16 protein-coding genes are annotated in these 16,592 nt (G+C 62.9%); 12 read left to right on the top strand and 4 right to left on the bottom strand.

Features of this window, described 5'->3' with window-relative positions; translation table 11 throughout:
• The first annotated feature begins 68 nt into the window (after positions 1–68).
• Complete coding sequence (locus FW796_RS11455; protein WP_283988103.1) at positions 69–974, top strand: SdiA-regulated domain-containing protein; 906 nt, start codon at positions 69–71, stop codon at positions 972–974.
• Positions 975–1,047: 73 nt separating this feature from the next.
• On the opposite strand, the gene rpiA is transcribed toward FW796_RS11455, so the two are convergent.
• Positions 1,048–1,719, bottom strand: coding sequence for a ribose-5-phosphate isomerase RpiA (gene rpiA, locus FW796_RS11450; RefSeq protein ID WP_346633286.1), 672 nt, complete (start codon positions 1,717–1,719; stop codon positions 1,048–1,050).
• 190 nt (positions 1,720–1,909) lie between these two features.
• Here rpiA and ilvA point away from each other — a divergent pair, with 190 nt between their 5' ends.
• The 4 genes from ilvA to FW796_RS11430 are packed head-to-tail and all read left to right on the top strand — an operon-like array spanning position 1,910 to position 5,629.
• Positions 1,910–3,424: a threonine ammonia-lyase, biosynthetic gene (gene ilvA, locus FW796_RS11445; protein WP_346633285.1), complete on the top strand. Its 1,515-nt coding sequence runs from the start codon at positions 1,910–1,912 to the stop codon at positions 3,422–3,424.
• Between the two features lie 40 nt (positions 3,425–3,464).
• Positions 3,465–3,893: a DUF2269 family protein gene (locus tag FW796_RS11440; RefSeq protein ID WP_346633284.1), complete on the top strand. Its 429-nt coding sequence runs from the start codon at positions 3,465–3,467 to the stop codon at positions 3,891–3,893.
• Positions 3,894–3,908: 15 nt separating this feature from the next.
• Positions 3,909–5,165 (top strand): SDR family oxidoreductase, encoded by a 1,257-nt coding sequence (locus FW796_RS11435; protein WP_404937862.1) that lies wholly within the window; start codon positions 3,909–3,911, stop codon positions 5,163–5,165.
• Positions 5,162–5,629: a DUF2269 family protein gene (locus tag FW796_RS11430; RefSeq protein ID WP_346633282.1), complete on the top strand. Its 468-nt coding sequence runs from the start codon at positions 5,162–5,164 to the stop codon at positions 5,627–5,629. Before FW796_RS11435 ends, FW796_RS11430 begins: the two co-directional genes overlap by 4 nt.
• Positions 5,630–5,692: 63 nt before the next feature.
• Here the strand turns inward: FW796_RS11430 and FW796_RS11425 are convergent, their stop codons facing one another.
• Positions 5,693–6,349 carry a histidinol-phosphatase gene (locus tag FW796_RS11425; RefSeq protein WP_102862126.1) on the bottom strand — a complete coding sequence of 219 codons (657 nt, stop codon included), beginning with the start codon at positions 6,347–6,349 and terminating at the stop codon, positions 5,693–5,695.
• Between the two features lie 144 nt (positions 6,350–6,493).
• Between FW796_RS11425 and FW796_RS11420 the strand changes: the two genes are divergently transcribed.
• Positions 6,494–6,973: an RNA pyrophosphohydrolase gene (locus FW796_RS11420; RefSeq protein WP_011064073.1), complete on the top strand. Its 480-nt coding sequence runs from the start codon at positions 6,494–6,496 to the stop codon at positions 6,971–6,973.
• Positions 6,974–6,995: 22 nt separating this feature from the next.
• Positions 6,996–9,275 carry a phosphoenolpyruvate--protein phosphotransferase gene (ptsP, locus tag FW796_RS11415; RefSeq protein ID WP_346633281.1) on the top strand — a complete coding sequence of 760 codons (2,280 nt, stop codon included), beginning with the start codon at positions 6,996–6,998 and terminating at the stop codon, positions 9,273–9,275.
• 73 nt (positions 9,276–9,348) lie between these two features.
• Here the strand turns inward: ptsP and FW796_RS11410 are convergent, their stop codons facing one another.
• Positions 9,349–10,095 carry an NRDE family protein gene (locus FW796_RS11410; protein ID WP_346633280.1) on the bottom strand — a complete coding sequence of 249 codons (747 nt, stop codon included), beginning with the start codon at positions 10,093–10,095 and terminating at the stop codon, positions 9,349–9,351.
• Between the two features lie 123 nt (positions 10,096–10,218).
• On the opposite strand from FW796_RS11410, the gene FW796_RS11405 reads away from it, so the two are divergent.
• The 4 genes from FW796_RS11405 (at position 10,219) to FW796_RS11390 (ending at position 13,682) form a co-directional block, all read left to right on the top strand.
• Positions 10,219–11,001 carry a sulfite exporter TauE/SafE family protein gene (locus FW796_RS11405; RefSeq protein WP_346633279.1) on the top strand — a complete coding sequence of 261 codons (783 nt, stop codon included), beginning with the start codon at positions 10,219–10,221 and terminating at the stop codon, positions 10,999–11,001.
• A gap of 81 nt (positions 11,002–11,082) precedes the next feature.
• On the top strand, positions 11,083–11,892 hold the full coding sequence (lgt, locus tag FW796_RS11400) for a prolipoprotein diacylglyceryl transferase (RefSeq protein ID WP_253128521.1): 810 nt from the start codon (positions 11,083–11,085) through the stop codon (positions 11,890–11,892).
• A 48-nt stretch (positions 11,893–11,940) separates the two neighbouring features.
• Complete coding sequence (locus FW796_RS11395) at positions 11,941–12,912, top strand: thymidylate synthase (RefSeq protein WP_102881199.1); 972 nt, start codon at positions 11,941–11,943, stop codon at positions 12,910–12,912.
• 179 nt (positions 12,913–13,091) lie between these two features.
• The gene (locus tag FW796_RS11390) at positions 13,092–13,682 is read left to right on the top strand and encodes an undecaprenyl-diphosphatase (protein WP_446439376.1); all 591 of its coding nucleotides are present in this window, start codon (positions 13,092–13,094) and stop codon (positions 13,680–13,682) included.
• 23 nt (positions 13,683–13,705) lie between these two features.
• Here FW796_RS11390 and cadR read toward each other — a convergent pair whose 3' ends face one another.
• Entirely contained in the window at positions 13,706–14,155 is a 450-nt protein-coding gene (gene cadR / locus FW796_RS11385) for a Cd(II)/Pb(II)-responsive transcriptional regulator (protein ID WP_092308673.1), read from the bottom strand.
• 89 nt (positions 14,156–14,244) lie between these two features.
• On the opposite strand from cadR, the gene FW796_RS11380 reads away from it, so the two are divergent.
• Positions 14,245–16,590, top strand: a complete 2,346-nt coding sequence (locus tag FW796_RS11380; RefSeq protein WP_446439375.1) for a heavy metal translocating P-type ATPase — start codon at positions 14,245–14,247, stop codon at positions 16,588–16,590.
• Positions 16,591–16,592 lie beyond the last annotated feature (2 nt).

The raw sequence follows: 16,592 nt of genomic DNA, 5'->3' as shown, positions 1-16,592 counted from the left end.
TCGATTAAGCTTGAATTCAGACGGCTGTGATATTTCATCAGCCTGTCCTGATTTCGAGTTCGCCCGCAATGTTTCGTCTGACCCGCTTGCAACCTCTCTACCTGATCCTCTGCCTGATGGCCGTGCTGCTAGCCGCATTTGCCCATAACCATCGGTTGTGGCAGCGCGCCTGGTTCGATTGGCAATCCTACTGGCAAGTGACGACCCCCCTATCCCTGGGCCTGGGTGACTATCGAGTGGTGCTGGAGGCGCAGCCTATTGAGGGGCTGGATGAGGTTTCGGCGCTGACCTACGATCCGCTGCGCAACAGCCTGTTCACCGTGACCAACAAGAATTCCGAGCTGGTCGAGCTGTCCCTGGACGGGCAGGTCCTGCGGCGTATTGCTCTGCTGGGCTTTGGTGATCCGGAGGCAGTGGAGTTCATCAGCGCCAATACCTACGTGATCAGCGATGAGCGGCAGCACCGGTTGATCAAGATTCAGCTGGACGATGAAACCACCGTGGTGGATGCGGCAGAGGCGGAGCAGATCACGCTCGGCGTGCACCTTTCGGGGAACAAGGGCTTTGAGGGCCTGGCTTACGATTCACAAGGCCAGCGTTTGTTCGTCGCCAAGGAGCGCGACCCGATGCTGATCTATGAGGTGCAGGGCTTTCCCCATCACGATCCGGAAAAGTCCTACGGGGTGCATGTACTTAACAACCCCAAACGGGATGCCGGGCTTTTTGTCCGCGACCTCTCCAGCCTGCAATACGATGAGCGCAGCGGTCATCTGCTGGCCTTGTCGGACGAGTCGCGTCTGGTGGTTGAGCTGGACGTCGAAGGGCGCCCGCTGAGCACCCTGGCATTGGGCAAGGGCCGCCAAGGCCTGAGCAAGGCCGTGCCTCAGGCCGAAGGGATGGCGATGGATGACGACGGCACCCTGTATCTGGTGAGCGAACCGAACCTGTTCTACGTCTTCAAGAAACCGATGTAGGAGCTGGCTGGCCAGCGAAGAGGCTTGCAAAACCGCCTTCGCCCGTCCGCCGGCTCCTTCCCGCAGGGCTGGCTCAGGCCTTGAGGGTTTTTACCCCTTCGGCTGTACCCAGCAGCAGTACATCCGCAGGGCGCGCGGCGAACAGGCCATTGGTGACCACGCCGACAATCCCGTTGATCTGGCTTTCCAGCTCCACCGGGTTGGTGATCTGCATGTTGTGCACGTCGAGGATGATGTTGCCGTTATCGGTGATCACCCCTTCGCGGTACACCGGGTCGCCGCCCAGTTTCACCAGTTCGCGGGCCACGTGACTGCGGGCCATCGGGATCACTTCAACAGGCAGTGGGAAGTTGCCCAGGACCGGTACCAGCTTGCTGGCGTCGGCGATGCAGATAAAGGTCTTGGCCACGGCGGCCACGATCTTTTCCCGGGTCAGGGCTGCGCCGCCACCCTTGATCAGGTTCAGGTGCTCATCGCTCTCGTCGGCACCGTCGATGTAGAACTCCAGGTCGCTGACGGTATTGAGTTCGTACACGGGAATCCCGTGGCCCTTGAGGCGTGCGGCGGTGGCTTCGGAGCTGGCTACGGCGCCGTCGAAGGCGCCCTTGTGCAGGGCCAGGGCATCGATGAAGCAGTTGGCGGTGGAGCCGGTACCGACCCCGACGATGCTCTTGTCATCGAGTTTCGGGAGGATAAGGTCGACGGCGGCCTGGGCGACTGCCTGTTTGAGTTGATCCTGGGTCATGCGGGCTCCGAAGCGGGCAAGGGGGGCACAAAGGCCGGCATTATAGGCGCCGCGGCAGATCAGGTCATTGCCCGTTTGGCTTCTCGGCTCGTTCGGGGCGCGGCTAAAACCTCTGTATTCGTGTGGTCGTGCAGACAAACGCTGGGTTAGACTCCCTGGCCCTGCCCAACCCGCTCAGTGATGCTTTCCGATGCTCGAACAGTACGTCAAGAAGATCCTCACCTCGCGCGTTTATGACGTTGCCGTAGAAACCCCATTGCAGACTGCCCGCCAGCTCTCCGAGCGGCTGGGCAATCAGATCTGGCTCAAGCGTGAAGACTTGCAGCCGGTGTTCTCGTTCAAGATTCGTGGCGCCTACAACAAGCTGACCCAGCTCAGCGATGCCGAGCGCGCGCGCGGCGTGGTCACCGCGTCGGCGGGCAACCATGCCCAAGGCCTGGCCCTGGCGGCCAAGGTGCTGGGGGTCAAGGCCACCATCGTGATGCCCAAGACCACGCCGGAGATCAAGGTCGAAGGCGTGCGTTCCCGTGGCGGCAAGGTGGTGCTGCATGGCGACTCTTTCCCCGAAGCACTGGCCTATTCGCTGAAGCTGGTGGATGAAAAAGGCTACGTCTATATCCATCCTTACGACGATCCCCACACCATTGCCGGGCAGGGCACTGTGGCCATGGAGATCCTGCGTCAGCACCCGGGGCCGCTGGACGCGATTTTCGTGCCGGTGGGCGGTGGCGGGCTGATCGCCGGTATTGCCGCTTACGTGAAGTACCTGCGTCCTGAGATCAAGGTGATCGGTGTCGAGCCGGACGACTCCAACTGCCTGCAAGTGGCCATGGCTGCGGGTGAGCGGGTCGTGCTGCCGACGGTGGGCATCTTCGCCGACGGTGTGGCGGTGGCGCAGATCGGTCAGTACACCTTCGACATCTGCAAGGACTATGTGGATGAAGTGATTACCGTCAGCACCGACGAAATCTGTGCGGCAATCAAGGACATCTACGACGATACCCGCTCGATCACCGAACCTGCCGGCGCTTTGGGCGTGGCGGGGATCAAGAAGTACGTCGAGCAACGCGGTATCACCGGGCAGACCCTGGTGGCCATCGATTCCGGGGCCAACGTCAATTTCGACCGCTTGCGCCACGTCGCCGAGCGCGCCGAGCTGGGCGAGGGCCGTGAAGCCATCATCGCCGTGACCATTCCCGAGAAACCGGGCAGCTTCAAGGCGTTCTGCGAAGCGGTGGGCAAGCGTCAGATCACCGAATTCAACTACCGGTACAACACCGGCAGCGAAGCCCACATCTTTGTCGGCGTTCAGACTCACCCGGAAAACGATCCGCGCAGTGCTCTGGTCGCCAGCCTGACCGATCAGGGTTTCCCGGTGATCGACCTGACCGACAACGAACTGGCCAAACTGCATATCCGTTACATGGTCGGTGGCCATGCGGAGAAGGTCAGCGACGAAGTGGTGCTGCGCTTCGAATTCCCGGAGCGTCCGGGGGCGCTGTTCAACTTCCTCAACAAGCTGGGCGGGCGCTGGAACATCTCCATGTTCCATTACCGTAACCATGGCGCGGCCGATGGCCGAGTGGTCGCCGGCCTGCAAGTACCGGCCGATGAGCGTCATCTGGTGCCGGCGGCCCTGGAGCAGATCGGCTATCCGTACTGGGATGAAAGCGATAACCCGGCTTATCAGCTGTTCCTCGGCTGAACGACTACGCTGAGGATCGGAGCCTTAAGGAAGCGAGAACATGGAAATACTGACCACGCTGAAGACGCTTCATGTGCTGGCTACCGTGCTGCTCTTGGGCAGTGCACTGGGCCTGGCGATCTGGGTCTGGCGCCTGCGCCGCCAAGGTGATGCGACGGTCTACAGCCGCGTGCTGCACCGTCCGGGGTTGTTCGGCTGGTTGCTGCTGGCGGTGGGCTTGCTGACCCTGCCATTCAGCGGCTGGTGGCTGGTGCATCTGGTGGGTTGGCCGCTGGGGCAGACCTGGGTTCTGGGCTCCAGTGTGCTCTACACCCTGGGGGCTCTGGCCTGGCTATGGCTGATGGTGCGCCTCAACCGTCTGCGTCAGGCCAAGGCCGCCAGTGGCCTGACCTTCACCCTGGTGCTGGCGATCTTCAGTGCGGTGTGTTTCGTCACCATTGCCGGTCTCATGGGCGCCAAGCCGGTCTAACCCTTAAGGATTGCCATGAAGGTTGTTCTGGTGGGGGCTACAGGGTTTGTCGGCCGTCATCTGCTGGCGGCGTTGCACGCCGCCGGCCATCAACTCATTGCCACCAGTCGCCATCGGCAAACCCGGAGTCTGCCTGGCGTGCAATGGCGGCAACTGGACCTCGATCGCCTGGGGCTTGAGCCGCAGCCTTTTGACTTGCCTGCTGATACCGACCTGTTGATCAATGCTGCCGGGCTGTTGAGCAATGATGCCCAGGCACTGACTCTGACTCAGGACCTGGGGACCCGTGCGCTGTTCGATCTGGCGGCAGCCCGGGGTGTACGGGTGTTGCAGATTTCCGCCTTGGGCGCCGGCCAGCAGCCGCAAGTGCCGTTTCTGGCGAGCAAGGCGGCTGCGGATGATTACCTGCTGCGCCTGGGTATTCCGGCCGTGGTGTTGCGGCCATCCCTGGTGCTTGGCGCGGGTGGCGCCAGCAGTGGCTGGCTGGCCCGGCTGTCGCCCTGGCCGCTGATTCCATTGTTGTCCGCCAAGGCCCGAATGCAGCCCCTGCATGTGGATGACCTGAGTGCTGCCGTGCTTGCGTTGATCGGGCAATGGCCTGCGCAGTCCATGGTGCTGCCGCTGGTTGGCCCTGAACGGATGACCATGGCGCAGTTGCTGGATCGTCTGCGTGCGGCCCAGGGCTGGGCCCCTGCGCGCTATTTCCAGTTGCCCTCAGTCGTCCTGGCGCTGGTCGCAAGGGTGGGGGAGCGCCTGGGCTGGCGGGCCCTGAACCGGCAGAGCCTGAGCATGGCCCGTTGCGACAACCTGGGGGACCCTGAAGTACTGGCGTCGGTCTGCGGTTATCACGCCGCGCCCCTGGCAGCCCGGCTGCAAGACTGGCCACAGGCCGCACAGAGCACTCAGTTGGCGCTGCGACCGCTGCTGCTGGCGGTAATGGTGCTGATCTGGCTGGGTACTGCGGTGGTGTGTATCGGCCCTGGCTACGACTGGGGCTTGCGGATCATGGCCGAGGCCGGGGTGCAGGGCGCCTGGGCGGCATTGGCGGTGATCGTGGGATCGTTCTGCGACGCGGTGCTGGGTGTCGGTCTGCTGCTGCGGCGTTGGCGCCGGCGGGCTTTGCAGGCGCAGCTCGCACTGATGCTCGGCTATACCCTGATCATCAGTCTGATCCTGCCGCATTTCTGGTTTGACCCTTATGCCGCCGTGGCCAAGAACCTGGTGCTGATGGTGGCGACCCTATGGCTGTTGTGGACTGAACCCCGTCGATGAGCGCTTATCTGCTGTTGAAAACCCTGCATATCCTGTCCTCGACCGTTCTTTTCGGTCTCGGCGCGGGTTCGGCCTATTACGCACTGCGGGCCTGGCGCAGCGGCAAGCTGGAAGTGATTGCCGTGACATTCAAGCACTTGGTGTTCGCCGATTGGGCCTTTACTGCAACTACGGCGGTCTTCCAGCCATTGAGTGGGCTGGGATTGGTGCATCTGGCGGGTTGGCCGATCCAGCAAGCCTGGCTGATGTGGAGCCTGGGGCTCTATGTGTTGGCGGGCGTGTGCTGGTTGCCGGTGGTCTGGCTGCAGATCCGGGTGCACAAGATGGCTGAGCAGGCGCTGCGGGACGGTGTGCCGATGCCCTTGCGGGCAAACCTTTACATGCGCTGGTGGTTCGCCTTGGGCTGGCCGGCGTTTCTGGCCTTTATGGCGATTTTCTATTTGATGGTGGCCAAGCCGGTTTAGGAGCCTTCGCCGGCAAGCCGGCTCCTACGACCGCTTGTGCAGGAGCCGGTTGCCGCGAAGCGCTCAATCTCGCAGGCTGATCACCTGCCAGCCGCGTTTCAGAGCCTCGGCCCGCAGGTTTGGATCAGGGTCGACGGCCACTGGGGTGGCCACTTGCTCGAGCAGCGGCAGATCGTTCATCGAGTCGCTGTAGAAGTAGCTGCCTTCCAGGTCATGACCGGTTTCTTCCAGCCAGCGCTGCAGGCGGATGACCTTGCCTTCACGGAAGCACGGTACGTCGGTGCTGCGTCCGGTGTAGCGGCCGTCCTGCATTTCGCATTCAGTGGCGATCAGGTGTTCCACCCCCAGGCGCTCGGCGATCGGCGCCGTGATGAAACGGTTGGTAGCGGTGATGATCACCAGCTTGTCGCCGGCCTCGCGGTGCTGGGCCAGCAGGGCCTGGGCCTTGGGTAGCAGGATGGGCTCGATGCAGTCGCGCATGTAGTCGCGATGCCATTGTTCGAGCACGGCCATCTCGGTGCGGCCGAGGATTTCCAGGCAGAAGTTCAGGTAGGCGGCGTTGTCGAGTTTGCCGGCCAGGTAGTCCTGGTAGAACTCGTCGTTGCGGGTCTTGTAGGCGACGGCGTCGAGGAAGCCCCGCTCGCACAGGTAGTCGCCCCAGGCGTGGTCGCTGTCGCCGCCCAGAAGCGTGTTGTCCAAGTCGAATAAAGCCAGGCGCATTGCAGTTACTCGCTGAAAAGTCGCGGAAAAAGGTGCCCAGAATACGGTCTTTTCACAAGAGTGCACATAAGGTAAGCAGCCTCGTTGCTGCATTCCCAAGCTTTGTGGAACAATGCGGCGACATGCGTTTGCGAGGTTGTAGCCGTGATCGACCCCGATGGTTTCCGCCCCAATGTCGGGATCATTCTGACCAATGATGCCGGACAGGTGCTATGGGCTCGCCGTATCAATCAAGATGCCTGGCAGTTTCCTCAAGGGGGCATCAACCCCGACGAGACGCCGGAAGACGCCTTGTATCGCGAGTTGAACGAAGAAGTAGGGCTGGAGCGCGAAGATGTGCAAATTCTCGCCTGCACCCGGGGCTGGTTGCGCTATCGTTTGCCGCAGCGTCTGGTCCGGACCCACAGCCAGCCGCTGTGCATCGGCCAGAAACAGAAATGGTTTCTCCTGCGCCTGATCTCCAACGAGCAGCGGGTGCGGATGGATTTGACCGGTAAACCGGAATTCGATGGCTGGCGCTGGGTCAGTTATTGGTATCCGTTGGGCCAGGTGGTGACATTCAAGCGCGAAGTGTATCGCCGCGCTCTCAAAGAGCTTGCCCCGCGCCTTTTAGTGCGCGACTGACGACGGAGTTCGACCCCGAGCCATGCTCAATACGCTGCGCAAGATCGTCCAGGAAGTTAACTCCGCCAAGGATCTCAAGGCGGCGTTGGGGATTATTGTATTGCGCGTCAAAGAGGCCATGGGCAGCCAGGTCTGCTCGGTCTATCTGCTGGACCCGGAAACCAACCGTTTCGTGCTGATGGCCACCGAGGGCTTGAACAAGCGCTCCATCGGCAAGGTCAGCATGGCTCCCAACGAAGGCCTGGTCGGTCTGGTGGGCACTCGGGAAGAACCTCTCAACCTGGAAAACGCCGCCGATCACCCGCGTTATCGCTATTTCGCCGAAACCGGTGAAGAGCGTTACGCCTCGTTCCTCGGCGCCCCGATCATTCACCATCGGCGCGTAGTGGGTGTTCTGGTCATCCAGCAGAAAGAGCGCCGCCAGTTCGACGAGGGCGAAGAAGCCTTCCTGGTGACCATGAGCGCGCAACTGGCCGGGGTGATCGCCCATGCCGAGGCCACCGGTTCGATCCGCGGCCTGGGGCGCCAGGGCAAGGGCATCCAGGAGGCCAAGTTCATTGGCGTGCCGGGCTCCCCCGGTGCCGCGGTGGGCAGCGCGGTGGTGATGTTGCCGCCGGCCGACCTGGACGTGGTGCCGGACAAATACATCACCGACATCGACGCCGAGCTGGGGCTGTTCAAGACCGCCCTGGAAGGGGTGCGCGCCGATATGCGGGCGTTGTCGGAAAAACTCGCGACCCAACTGCGCCCGGAAGAGCGCGCGCTGTTCGACGTCTACCTGATGATGCTCGACGACGCCTCCCTGGGCAGCGAAGTGAAGACCGTGATCAAGACCGGGCAATGGGCCCAGGGTGCGTTGCGCCAAGTGGTCACCGATCACGTCAACCGTTTCGAGTTGATGGACGACGCCTACCTGCGCGAGCGTGCCTCGGACGTCAAGGACCTGGGGCGACGGCTTCTGGCCTATCTGCAGGAAGAGCGTCAGCAGACCCTGGTCTACCCCGACAACACCATCCTGGTCAGTGAAGAACTGACCCCGGCCATGCTCGGCGAAGTGCCGGAAGGCAAGCTGGTGGGGCTGGTGTCGGTGCTGGGGTCGGGCAACTCCCACGTGGCCATCCTGGCCCGGGCCATGGGCATTCCCACGGTGATGGGCCTTGTCGACCTGCCGTACTCCAAGGTCGACGGCATCCAGATGATCGTCGACGGCTACCACGGTGAGGTCTACACCAACCCCAGTGACGTGCTGCGCAAGCAGTTCGCCGATGTGGTGGAAGAAGAGCGGCAACTGGCCCAGGGCCTGGACGCGTTACGCGACCTGCCTTGCATCACCCCTGATGGCCACCGCATGCCGCTGTGGGTCAACACCGGCCTGCTGGCCGATGTGGCCCGGGCGCAGAAGCGCGGTGCCGAGGGCGTAGGCCTGTATCGCACCGAAGTGCCGTTCATGATCAACCAGCGCTTCCCCAGCGAGAAAGAACAGCTGGCGATCTATCGCGAGCAGCTGGCGGCCTTCCATCCGCAGCCGGTGACCATGCGCAGCCTGGACATTGGCGGTGACAAGTCGCTGTCGTATTTCCCGATCAAGGAAGACAACCCCTTCCTTGGTTGGCGCGGCATCCGCGTGACCCTCGACCACCCGGAGATCTTCCTGGTGCAGGCCCGGGCCATGCTCAAGGCCAGCGAGGGCCTGAACAACCTGCGCATTCTGCTGCCGATGATTTCCGGCATCCATGAACTGGAAGAAGCCCTGCACCTGATCCACCGTGCCTGGGGTGAAGTCCGCGATGAAGGCACCGATGTGCCCATGCCTCCGGTGGGGGTGATGATCGAGATTCCGGCGGCGGTCTATCAGACCCGGGAACTGGCGCGCCAGGTGGACTTCCTCTCGGTGGGTTCCAACGACCTGACTCAGTACCTGCTGGCGGTGGACCGCAACAACCCGCGGGTCGCCGACCTCTACGACTACCTGCATCCGGCTGTGCTGCAAGCGCTGCAGAACGTGGTGCGTGACGCCCATGCCGAAGGCAAGCCGGTGAGCATCTGTGGCGAAATGGCCGGTGACCCGGCGGCTGCGGTGCTGCTGATGGCCATGGGTTTCGACAGCCTGTCGATGAACGCCACCAACTTGCCGAAAGTGAAGTGGATGCTGCGTCAGATCAACCTGAGCAAGGCCAAGGAACTGCTGGACGAGATGATGACCATCGACAACCCGCAAGTCATCCACAGCTCGCTGCAATTGGCGCTGAAGAAGCTCGGTCTGGCGCGGATGATCAATCCGGCTTCGAGCAAGACCCTGTAATCGAGGTGTTTTCTTCGCCGGCAAGCCGGCTCCTACGAAGGCCTGTGTAGGAGCCGGCTTGCCGACGAACGCTTCACACCTTCAGCTCGACCTCTCCCAGGTGCCCGCCATAAGGGCCGAAACTGCGTTCCAGCAAATGCCGCGAACCGTCGGCGTTGACGATCAGTGCGGTACTGGCGCGAGTGCCGTAGCTGGGGCTGGCGATGAACACGCTGGACAGCAGGCTTTCAGTGGCCAACCCAACTCCAGTATCCGGCAGCTCGGCGAAGGGCGCGGTTTGCGGATCGCTCAGCAGCGCCAGCAGGGCCTGCGGTTGCGGATTGGGCAGCACTTCCTGCAGCGCGGCCTTGGCCTTGAGCAACTTGGGCCACGGCGTATCGAGTCCGGCATTGGACAGGCCGTAGACGCCGGGCTTGAGCAATTGCGGTTCCACATCCTGGGCGTTGTAGTGCCACAGTTGTTCTGCTGTGCCCAGCAACAGGTTGAAACCGGCGTACTCCACCGAGCGGCCCACCACATCGTGCAGATAGTCTTCCAGGGCCACGTCCCCGGCGAGAAAGCGCGCCACCAGTTCGCCCCGGGAGCGTCGTGCCGGGGGTTGATGAGGGTTGCGGATATTGGTCAGGGCGGCAAAGCGGCCATTGGCACCGACACCAAGCCAGGTGCCTCCCGCCTCCAGGTCGCGTCCGGCGTGGATCTGCGGCGACTCCGGCCATTGCCCCAGAGGCAGGCTGGGCCGGGCGTAGAATTCGTCACGGTTGGCCGCGACGATCAGTGGCTGAGCATGACCCGGCCGCCAGGCGAATACGATCAAGCACATTAAGGTGGCCCCCTGTGTGTTTTTGCCCACTTTACGCACAGATCCAATGGGTATCCATCGCCATCCAGTGGAGGCCGGGGCGGCGCATCCGTTACCATGCCGGTCTTATTTTCGGATGCTCCCATGGAATTTCTGCTCTATCTGCTGTTGGGCGCCTGCGCAGGCGTACTGGCCGGGCTGTTCGGCGTGGGCGGCGGGATCATCATTGTCCCGGTGCTGGTGTTCAGTTTTACCCTGCAAGGCTTCGATGCCTCGGTGCTGACCCATCTGGCGGTCGGTACCTCTCTGGCCAGCATCATCTTCACCTCGGTCAACGCCGTTCGCGAACACCATCGCCGTGGTGCGGTGCGCTGGCCAATCTTTGCGTGGATGGCCCTGGGCATTCTGCTGGGGGCCGGGTTCGGCGCGCTGACCGCCGAAGCGATTTCCGGCCCGCACTTGCAAAAAATCATCGGCGTCTTCGCCCTGGTGGTGGCCTTGCAGATGACCCTGGAGCTCAAGCCCAAGGCCAGTCGCCAGGTGCCCGGCAAGCTGGGTCTGGCGGCGGCCGGCGGGGTGATCGGCTGGGCCTCGGCGATCTTCGGCATTGGCGGCGGTTCGCTGACCGTGCCGTTTCTCACCTGGCGCAGCGTGCCGATGCAGCAGGCGGTGGCCACTTCATCGGCCTGCGGCTTGCCCATTGCCCTGGCCAGTGCCTTAAGTTTCATGATTCTGGGCTGGCATGATCCGCAGCTTCCGGCTCATAGTCTCGGCTACGTTTATTTACCGGCGCTGCTGGGCATCGCCCTGACCAGCATGGTGTTCGCCCGGATCGGTGCGCGCATGGCCCACACACTGTCGCCGCGACTGTTGAAGCGAATGTTTGCCGCGCTGCTGTTCTGCGTGGGGATCAGCTTCCTGTTCTGAACGGTGACGCAATCCTGGCTTAATCCTGGAGTGGCAGTTTCGCCCGGGAATCTAGAGTTCTAACCCTTACGAGGAGTCGCAATGCTGCCTTACCCGCAGATTGATCCGGTAGCGCTGGCCATCGGCCCGCTGAAAATCCACTGGTACGGCCTGATGTACCTGATCGGCATTGGCGGTGCCTGGTTGCTGGCGTCGCGCCGGCTGAACCGTTTCGATCCGACCTGGAGCAAGGAAAAGCTCTCGGACATGGTGTTCTGGATGTCCATGGGGGTGATCGTCGGTGGGCGGCTGGGTTACGTGCTGTTCTACGACCTCAGTGCCTACCTGGCCAACCCAACCCTGATCTTCGAGGTATGGAAGGGCGGCATGTCGTTCCACGGCGGTTTCATCGGGGTAATGCTGGCGGCCTGGTGGTTCGGCAAGCGCAACAACAAGAGCTTCTTCGAGCTAATGGACTTCGTCGCGCCCATGGTGCCGATTGGCCTGGGGGCCGGGCGTATTGGCAATTTCATCAACGCCGAGCTGTGGGGCAAACCCACCGACGTGCCTTGGGCGATGATCTTCCCGCCGTTCAGCGATCCGGCGCAGTTGCCGCGGCATCCGTCGCAGTTGTATCAGTTCGCCCTGGAGGGCGTGGCGTTGTTCCTGATCCTGTGGCTGTTCTCGCGCAAACCTCGGCCGACCATGGCGGTTTCCGGTATGTTCGCCCTGTTCTACGGTATTTTCCGCTTTGTCGTCGAGTTCGTCCGGGTCCCGGATGCCCAGCTCGGCTACCTGGCTTTTGGCTGGCTGACCATGGGTCAGGTTCTCTGCGTACCGATGATTCTCGGCGGCCTGGGCCTGATCTGGCTGGCTTATCATCGCGCTCCGGCCCAGAGCGCGGCGCAATAAATTCGAACCCCGGGGCGCCAGCCCCGGGTTCAAGGATGCAGGTAATTCATGAAGCAATATCTTGATCTGGTGGCCCACGTCATCAACAACGGCACCAAGCAGGCCAACCGCACCGGTGTGAACACCATCAGTTTCCCCGGGGCCATGCTGCGCTACGACCTCAAGGAAGGTTTTCCGGCCATCACCACCCGCAAGATGGCCTTCAAGTCGGCCATCGGCGAAATGGTCGGCTTCCTGCGCGGGGTGAACAACGCCGCCGAGTTCCGTGCCCTGGGCTGCAAGGTCTGGGATCAGAACGCCAACGAAAACGCCCAGTGGCTGGCCAACCCGTTCCGCCAGGGTGATGACGATCTGGGCGAGATCTATGGCGTGCAGTGGCGCAAGTGGCCGGCCTACAAGCAGATCAAGACCAGCAACCAGGCCGCCATCGACCTGGCGCTTAGCCAGGGCTACCGGCAGATCGCCGCAGGCGAGGAAGAGGGCCAGGGTTACGTGGTGCTGTACAAGGCCATCGATCAGGTCCGCCAGTGCGTTGACACCATCATCAACGACCCGGGCAGCCGGCGAATCCTGTTCCACGGCTGGAACTGCGCGCAGCTGGATGAAATGGCCTTGCCGCCGTGCCACTTGCTGTATCAGTTCCACCCCAATGTCGAGACCCGGGAAATCTCCCTGACCCTCTACATCCGCTCCAACGACCTGGGGCTGGGGACGCCGTTCAACCTCACCGAGGGCGCCGCGCTGCTGAGCCTGATCGGTCGCCTGACCGGCTACACGCCGCGCTGGTTCACCTATTTCATCGGTGATGCCCACGTCTACGAAAACCACCTGGACATGCTCAATGAGCAGCTCAAGCGCGAGCCGTTCCCGATGCCCAAGCTGGTGATTTCCGAGCGCGTGCCGGAGTTCGCCAAGACCGGCGTCTACCAGCCGGAATGGCTGGAGCTGATCGAACCGAGCGATTTCTCTCTGGAAGGCTATGAGCACCATGCGCCGATGACCGCGCCGATGGCGGTTTAAGTCTTTTAGCGCCTGCAACCAGGGGCCCCGAGGCCCCTGTCGATTTTTCCCGATGCCTTTATCGACCTTTGCCCGGGAGGTATTCCGGGCATCGTCGTGCCTGCCGGGCGACTAGCCTCTCAGGAGTGGTCCGGGAAAGCCTGGACGTCGTCCTTTTGATGTTGATCGCGAGCCCCTGAATGGAAGAACTCAATCGCAGCCTGTTCCTGGCCATCAATGCCAGCGCCGAGGCATCGCTGCCCATGCGTGAACTGGCGATCTTTATCGCCCAATGGGTGGTCCTTTGTGTCCCGCTGCTGCTCCTGGTGTTCTGGGTCTTTGGCGAGCGCCGGCAGAGAATGACCGTCCTGCTCGGGACCTCGAGCATTGTGGTCGCCCTGGCCTGCAATCTGCTGATCCGTGGCCTGTGGTTCCATCCGCGGCCCTTCATGCTGGAGTTGGGGCAGAATTTTCTCGCCCATGCGCCCGGAGCCTCTTTTCCCAGTGACCACGCCAGCGGCATGTTCGCCATGGCCTTTGCCCTGATCCTGGCGTCCCTGCGCAAGACCGGGCTGGCCATGCTGGCCCTGGCGGTGCTGGTGAGCTGGGCGCGGGTCTACCTGGGCGTGCATTTCCCCTTCGATATTCTTGGTGGTTGCCTGGTGGGGTTGTTCAGCGCGTGGCTGGTGCGTCTGGGCCTGGCCTGGCGGCAGCTGGATCAGCGGCTGCTGGATGTACTGGAGCTTGTATATCATCGATTACTGGCGGTGGCGGGGCGCCGGGGTTCCTGAAACCACGGCGCCCAGCTTCAGGCTCAATGCCCGTGGCTGCGGCCGACATGGGACGGCTCGGCCTCGCTGGGGGCCACCGAGCCGCTGACTTCCAGACGCTGGAGGATGCCGCAGTGATCCAGGTCCGGCCCTTCGCTGCAGCGCTGGCGCAGGTCCAGCAGTTGCTCCTGGAGCACCAGTAGCCCGTCGATGCGCGCCTTGACGTGATGGATGTGCTCGTCGATCAGGGCATTGACGCTGGCGCACTGGCCTTCGGGGCTGTCCCGCAGGTTGAGCAGGCTGCGGATTTCTTCGAGGGTCATGTCCAGGCTGCGGCAGTTGCGGATAAAGGTCAGGCGCTCGGTGTGGGCCTGGGTGTAGAGGCGGTAGTTGCCTTCGCTGCGGGCCGGTTCCGGCAGCAGTCCTTCGCGCTCGTAGTAACGGATGGTCTCGACCTGACAGTCGGTGAGTTTCGCCAGTTCGCCAATCTTCATTGCCGTCGTCTCCGAATGGGTGCTTGACCCTATAGTGGCTACAGGGTGTTCACTTGGCAACAAGCACCTTTATTCGGACGCGACCCCCTATGAGCGACTCCATTCACAACCCGCGCAAGCCCGACGCCCAGCACGTCCATGCTGATCACGATCACGATCACGATCACGATCACGATCACGATCATAGCCATGGCCACTCCCATGCACCTGTCTCTGCGGGCAAGCTGCAGCCGGTCAAGGCTCACGACCGCGCCGCCCATGGCAGTTCCTGCTGCGGTTCCGCCAGCCTGGCACCGTCCAAGGTCACCTTGAGCGAAAGCCCGACTGCCGGCGCGCGTCTGAGCAGCTTCCGTATCGAAGCCATGGATTGCCCCACCGAGCAGACCCTGATCCAGAACAAGCTGGGCAAGCTGGCCGGGGTTCAGGCGCTGGAGTTCAACCTGATGAACCGTGTGCTGGGGGTGACCCACGACCTGCCGAGCACCGCGCCGATCATTGCGGCGGTCAAATCCCTGGGCATGCACGCCGAGCCTCTGGAGCAGGACGGCGCCGAAGTCGCACCTGCCGCAGCGCCGGTGAAGAAAGCCTGGTGGCCGCTGGCCCTGTCCGGTATCGGCGCGCTGGCCGCCGAAGTCATTCACTTCACCAATGCCGCCCCCGACTGGGTCGTGGCGTTGGTGGCCCTGGTGTCGATCCTCAGCGGCGGCCTGGGCACCTACAAGAAGGGCTGGATCGCCCTGAAGAACCGCAACCTCAACATCAATGCCCTGATGAGCATCGCCGTGACCGGCGCCGTGCTGATCGGCCAATGGCCGGAAGCGGCGATGGTGATGTTCCTGTTTACCGTGGCCGAGCTGATCGAAGCCCGCTCCCTGGACCGGGCGCGCAACGCCATCAGCGGCCTGATACAGATGACCCCGGAACAGGTCACGGTGCAGCAGGCGGATGGCAGCTGGAGCGAACTGGAAGCTAAAAGCGTCGAACTGGGCGCCCGAGTGCGAGTCCGCCCGGGAGAGCGCATCGGTCTGGACGGCGAGGTCGTGTCCGGCAGCTCCACCATCGACCAGGCGCCAATCACCGGTGAAAGCCTGCCGGTGGAAAAGACCGTGGGCGACAAGGTGTTTGCCGGCACCATCAACCAGGCCGGCTCCCTGGAATATCGCGTCACCGCCGCGGCCAACAACTCGACCCTGGCGCGGATCATCCACGCCGTGGAGCAGGCCCAGGGCGCTCGGGCGCCGACCCAGCGCTTCGTCGATACCTTCTCGAAAATCTACACCCCGGCGGTATTCGCCTTCGCCCTGGCCGTGGCGCTGATTCCGCCACTGTTGATGGGCGGCGTCTGGTTTGACTGGATCTACCGCGCCCTGGTGCTGCTGGTGGTGGCCTGTCCGTGTGCCCTGGTGATCTCCACCCCGGTGAGCATCGTCAGCGGCCTGGCGGCAGCGGCGCGCAAGGGCATCCTGGTCAAGGGCGGGGTCTATCTGGAGGGTGGCTACAAGCTCGACTACCTGGCCCTGGACAAGACCGGCACCATCACCCACGGCAAGCCGGTACAGACCGACTTCCTGTCCCTGGACCCGTTGGCGCAGGACACTGCCCCGGCCCTGGCCGCGAGCCTGGCGGGACGTTCCGACCACCCGGTGTCCCTGGCCATTGCCCAGGCGGCTGTGGATAAGCAGCTGGCGCTGCACGCTGTGGATAACTTCGAAGCCCTGACCGGGCGCGGAGTGCGCGGCGAAATCAACGGCCAGCTGTATCACCTGGGAAATCACCGCCTGGTGGAGGAGCTGGGCCTGTGTTCTCCAGCCCTGGAAGAAAAACTCTTCGCCCTGGAGAAGCAGGGCAAGACCGTGGTCCTGTTGCTGGACAGCAATGGCCCCCTGGCACTGTTCGCCGTGGCGGACACGGTCAAGGAGTCCAGTCGCGAAGCCATCCAGCAGTTGCATGAGCTGGGGATCAAGACCCTGATGCTCACCGGCGACAACCCCCACACCGCCCAGGCCATTGCGGCCCAGGTGGGCATCGATCAGGCCCGGGGCGACCTTTTGCCCACCGACAAGCTGCAAGCCATCGAGGCGTTGTACGCCCAGGGACATCGGGTGGGCATGGTCGGCGACGGCATCAACGACGCCCCGGCCCTGGCTCGGGCCGAGATAGGTTTCGCCATGGCCGCGGCGGGCACCGATACCGCCATCGAGACCGCGGATGTAGCCCTGATGGACGATGATCTGCGCAAGATTCCGGCGTTTATCCGCCTGTCGCGCCAGACCTCGGTGGTGCTCAAGCAAAATATCGCCCTGGCCCTGGTCATCAAGGCGATCTTTCTTGGGGTAACCTTTGCCGGACTCGCCACCATGTGGATGGCGGTGTTCGCCGACATGGGCGTCAGCCTGCTGGTGGTGTTCAACGGTCTGCGCCTACTGCGCAAATAAGC

The organism is Pseudomonas sp. 910_21 (genome assembly GCF_052850735.1).
The sequence above is the reverse complement of the archived record's forward strand: the minus strand, read 5'-3'. Positions and strand labels throughout refer to the sequence as shown.

Bases quoted from the DNA above. Each gene is read 5' to 3' on its own strand.
- ptsP (WP_346633281.1), top strand. From the start codon at position 6,996: ATGCTCAATACGCTGCGCAAGATCGTCCAGGAAGTTAACTCCGCCAAG.
- lgt (WP_253128521.1), top strand. From the start codon at position 11,083: ATGCTGCCTTACCCGCAGATTGATCCGGTAGCGCTGGCCATCGGCCCG.
- ilvA (WP_346633285.1), top strand. From the start codon at position 1,910: ATGCTCGAACAGTACGTCAAGAAGATCCTCACCTCGCGCGTTTATGAC.
- FW796_RS11425 (WP_102862126.1), bottom strand. From the start codon at position 6,349: ATGCGCCTGGCTTTATTCGACTTGGACAACACGCTTCTGGGCGGCGAC.
- FW796_RS11430 (WP_346633282.1), top strand. From the start codon at position 5,162: ATGAGCGCTTATCTGCTGTTGAAAACCCTGCATATCCTGTCCTCGACC.
- FW796_RS11390 (WP_446439376.1), top strand. From the start codon at position 13,092: ATGGAAGAACTCAATCGCAGCCTGTTCCTGGCCATCAATGCCAGCGCC.
- FW796_RS11405 (WP_346633279.1), top strand. From the start codon at position 10,219: ATGGAATTTCTGCTCTATCTGCTGTTGGGCGCCTGCGCAGGCGTACTG.
- FW796_RS11435 (WP_404937862.1), top strand. From the start codon at position 3,909: ATGAAGGTTGTTCTGGTGGGGGCTACAGGGTTTGTCGGCCGTCATCTG.
- rpiA (WP_346633286.1), bottom strand. From the start codon at position 1,719: ATGACCCAGGATCAACTCAAACAGGCAGTCGCCCAGGCCGCCGTCGAC.
- cadR (WP_092308673.1), bottom strand. From the start codon at position 14,155: ATGAAGATTGGCGAACTGGCGAAACTCACCGACTGTCAGGTCGAGACC.
- FW796_RS11455 (WP_283988103.1), top strand. From the start codon at position 69: ATGTTTCGTCTGACCCGCTTGCAACCTCTCTACCTGATCCTCTGCCTG.
- FW796_RS11440 (WP_346633284.1), top strand. From the start codon at position 3,465: ATGGAAATACTGACCACGCTGAAGACGCTTCATGTGCTGGCTACCGTG.
- FW796_RS11410 (WP_346633280.1), bottom strand. From the start codon at position 10,095: ATGTGCTTGATCGTATTCGCCTGGCGGCCGGGTCATGCTCAGCCACTG.
- FW796_RS11380 (WP_446439375.1), top strand. From the start codon at position 14,245: ATGAGCGACTCCATTCACAACCCGCGCAAGCCCGACGCCCAGCACGTC.
- FW796_RS11395 (WP_102881199.1), top strand. From the start codon at position 11,941: ATGAAGCAATATCTTGATCTGGTGGCCCACGTCATCAACAACGGCACC.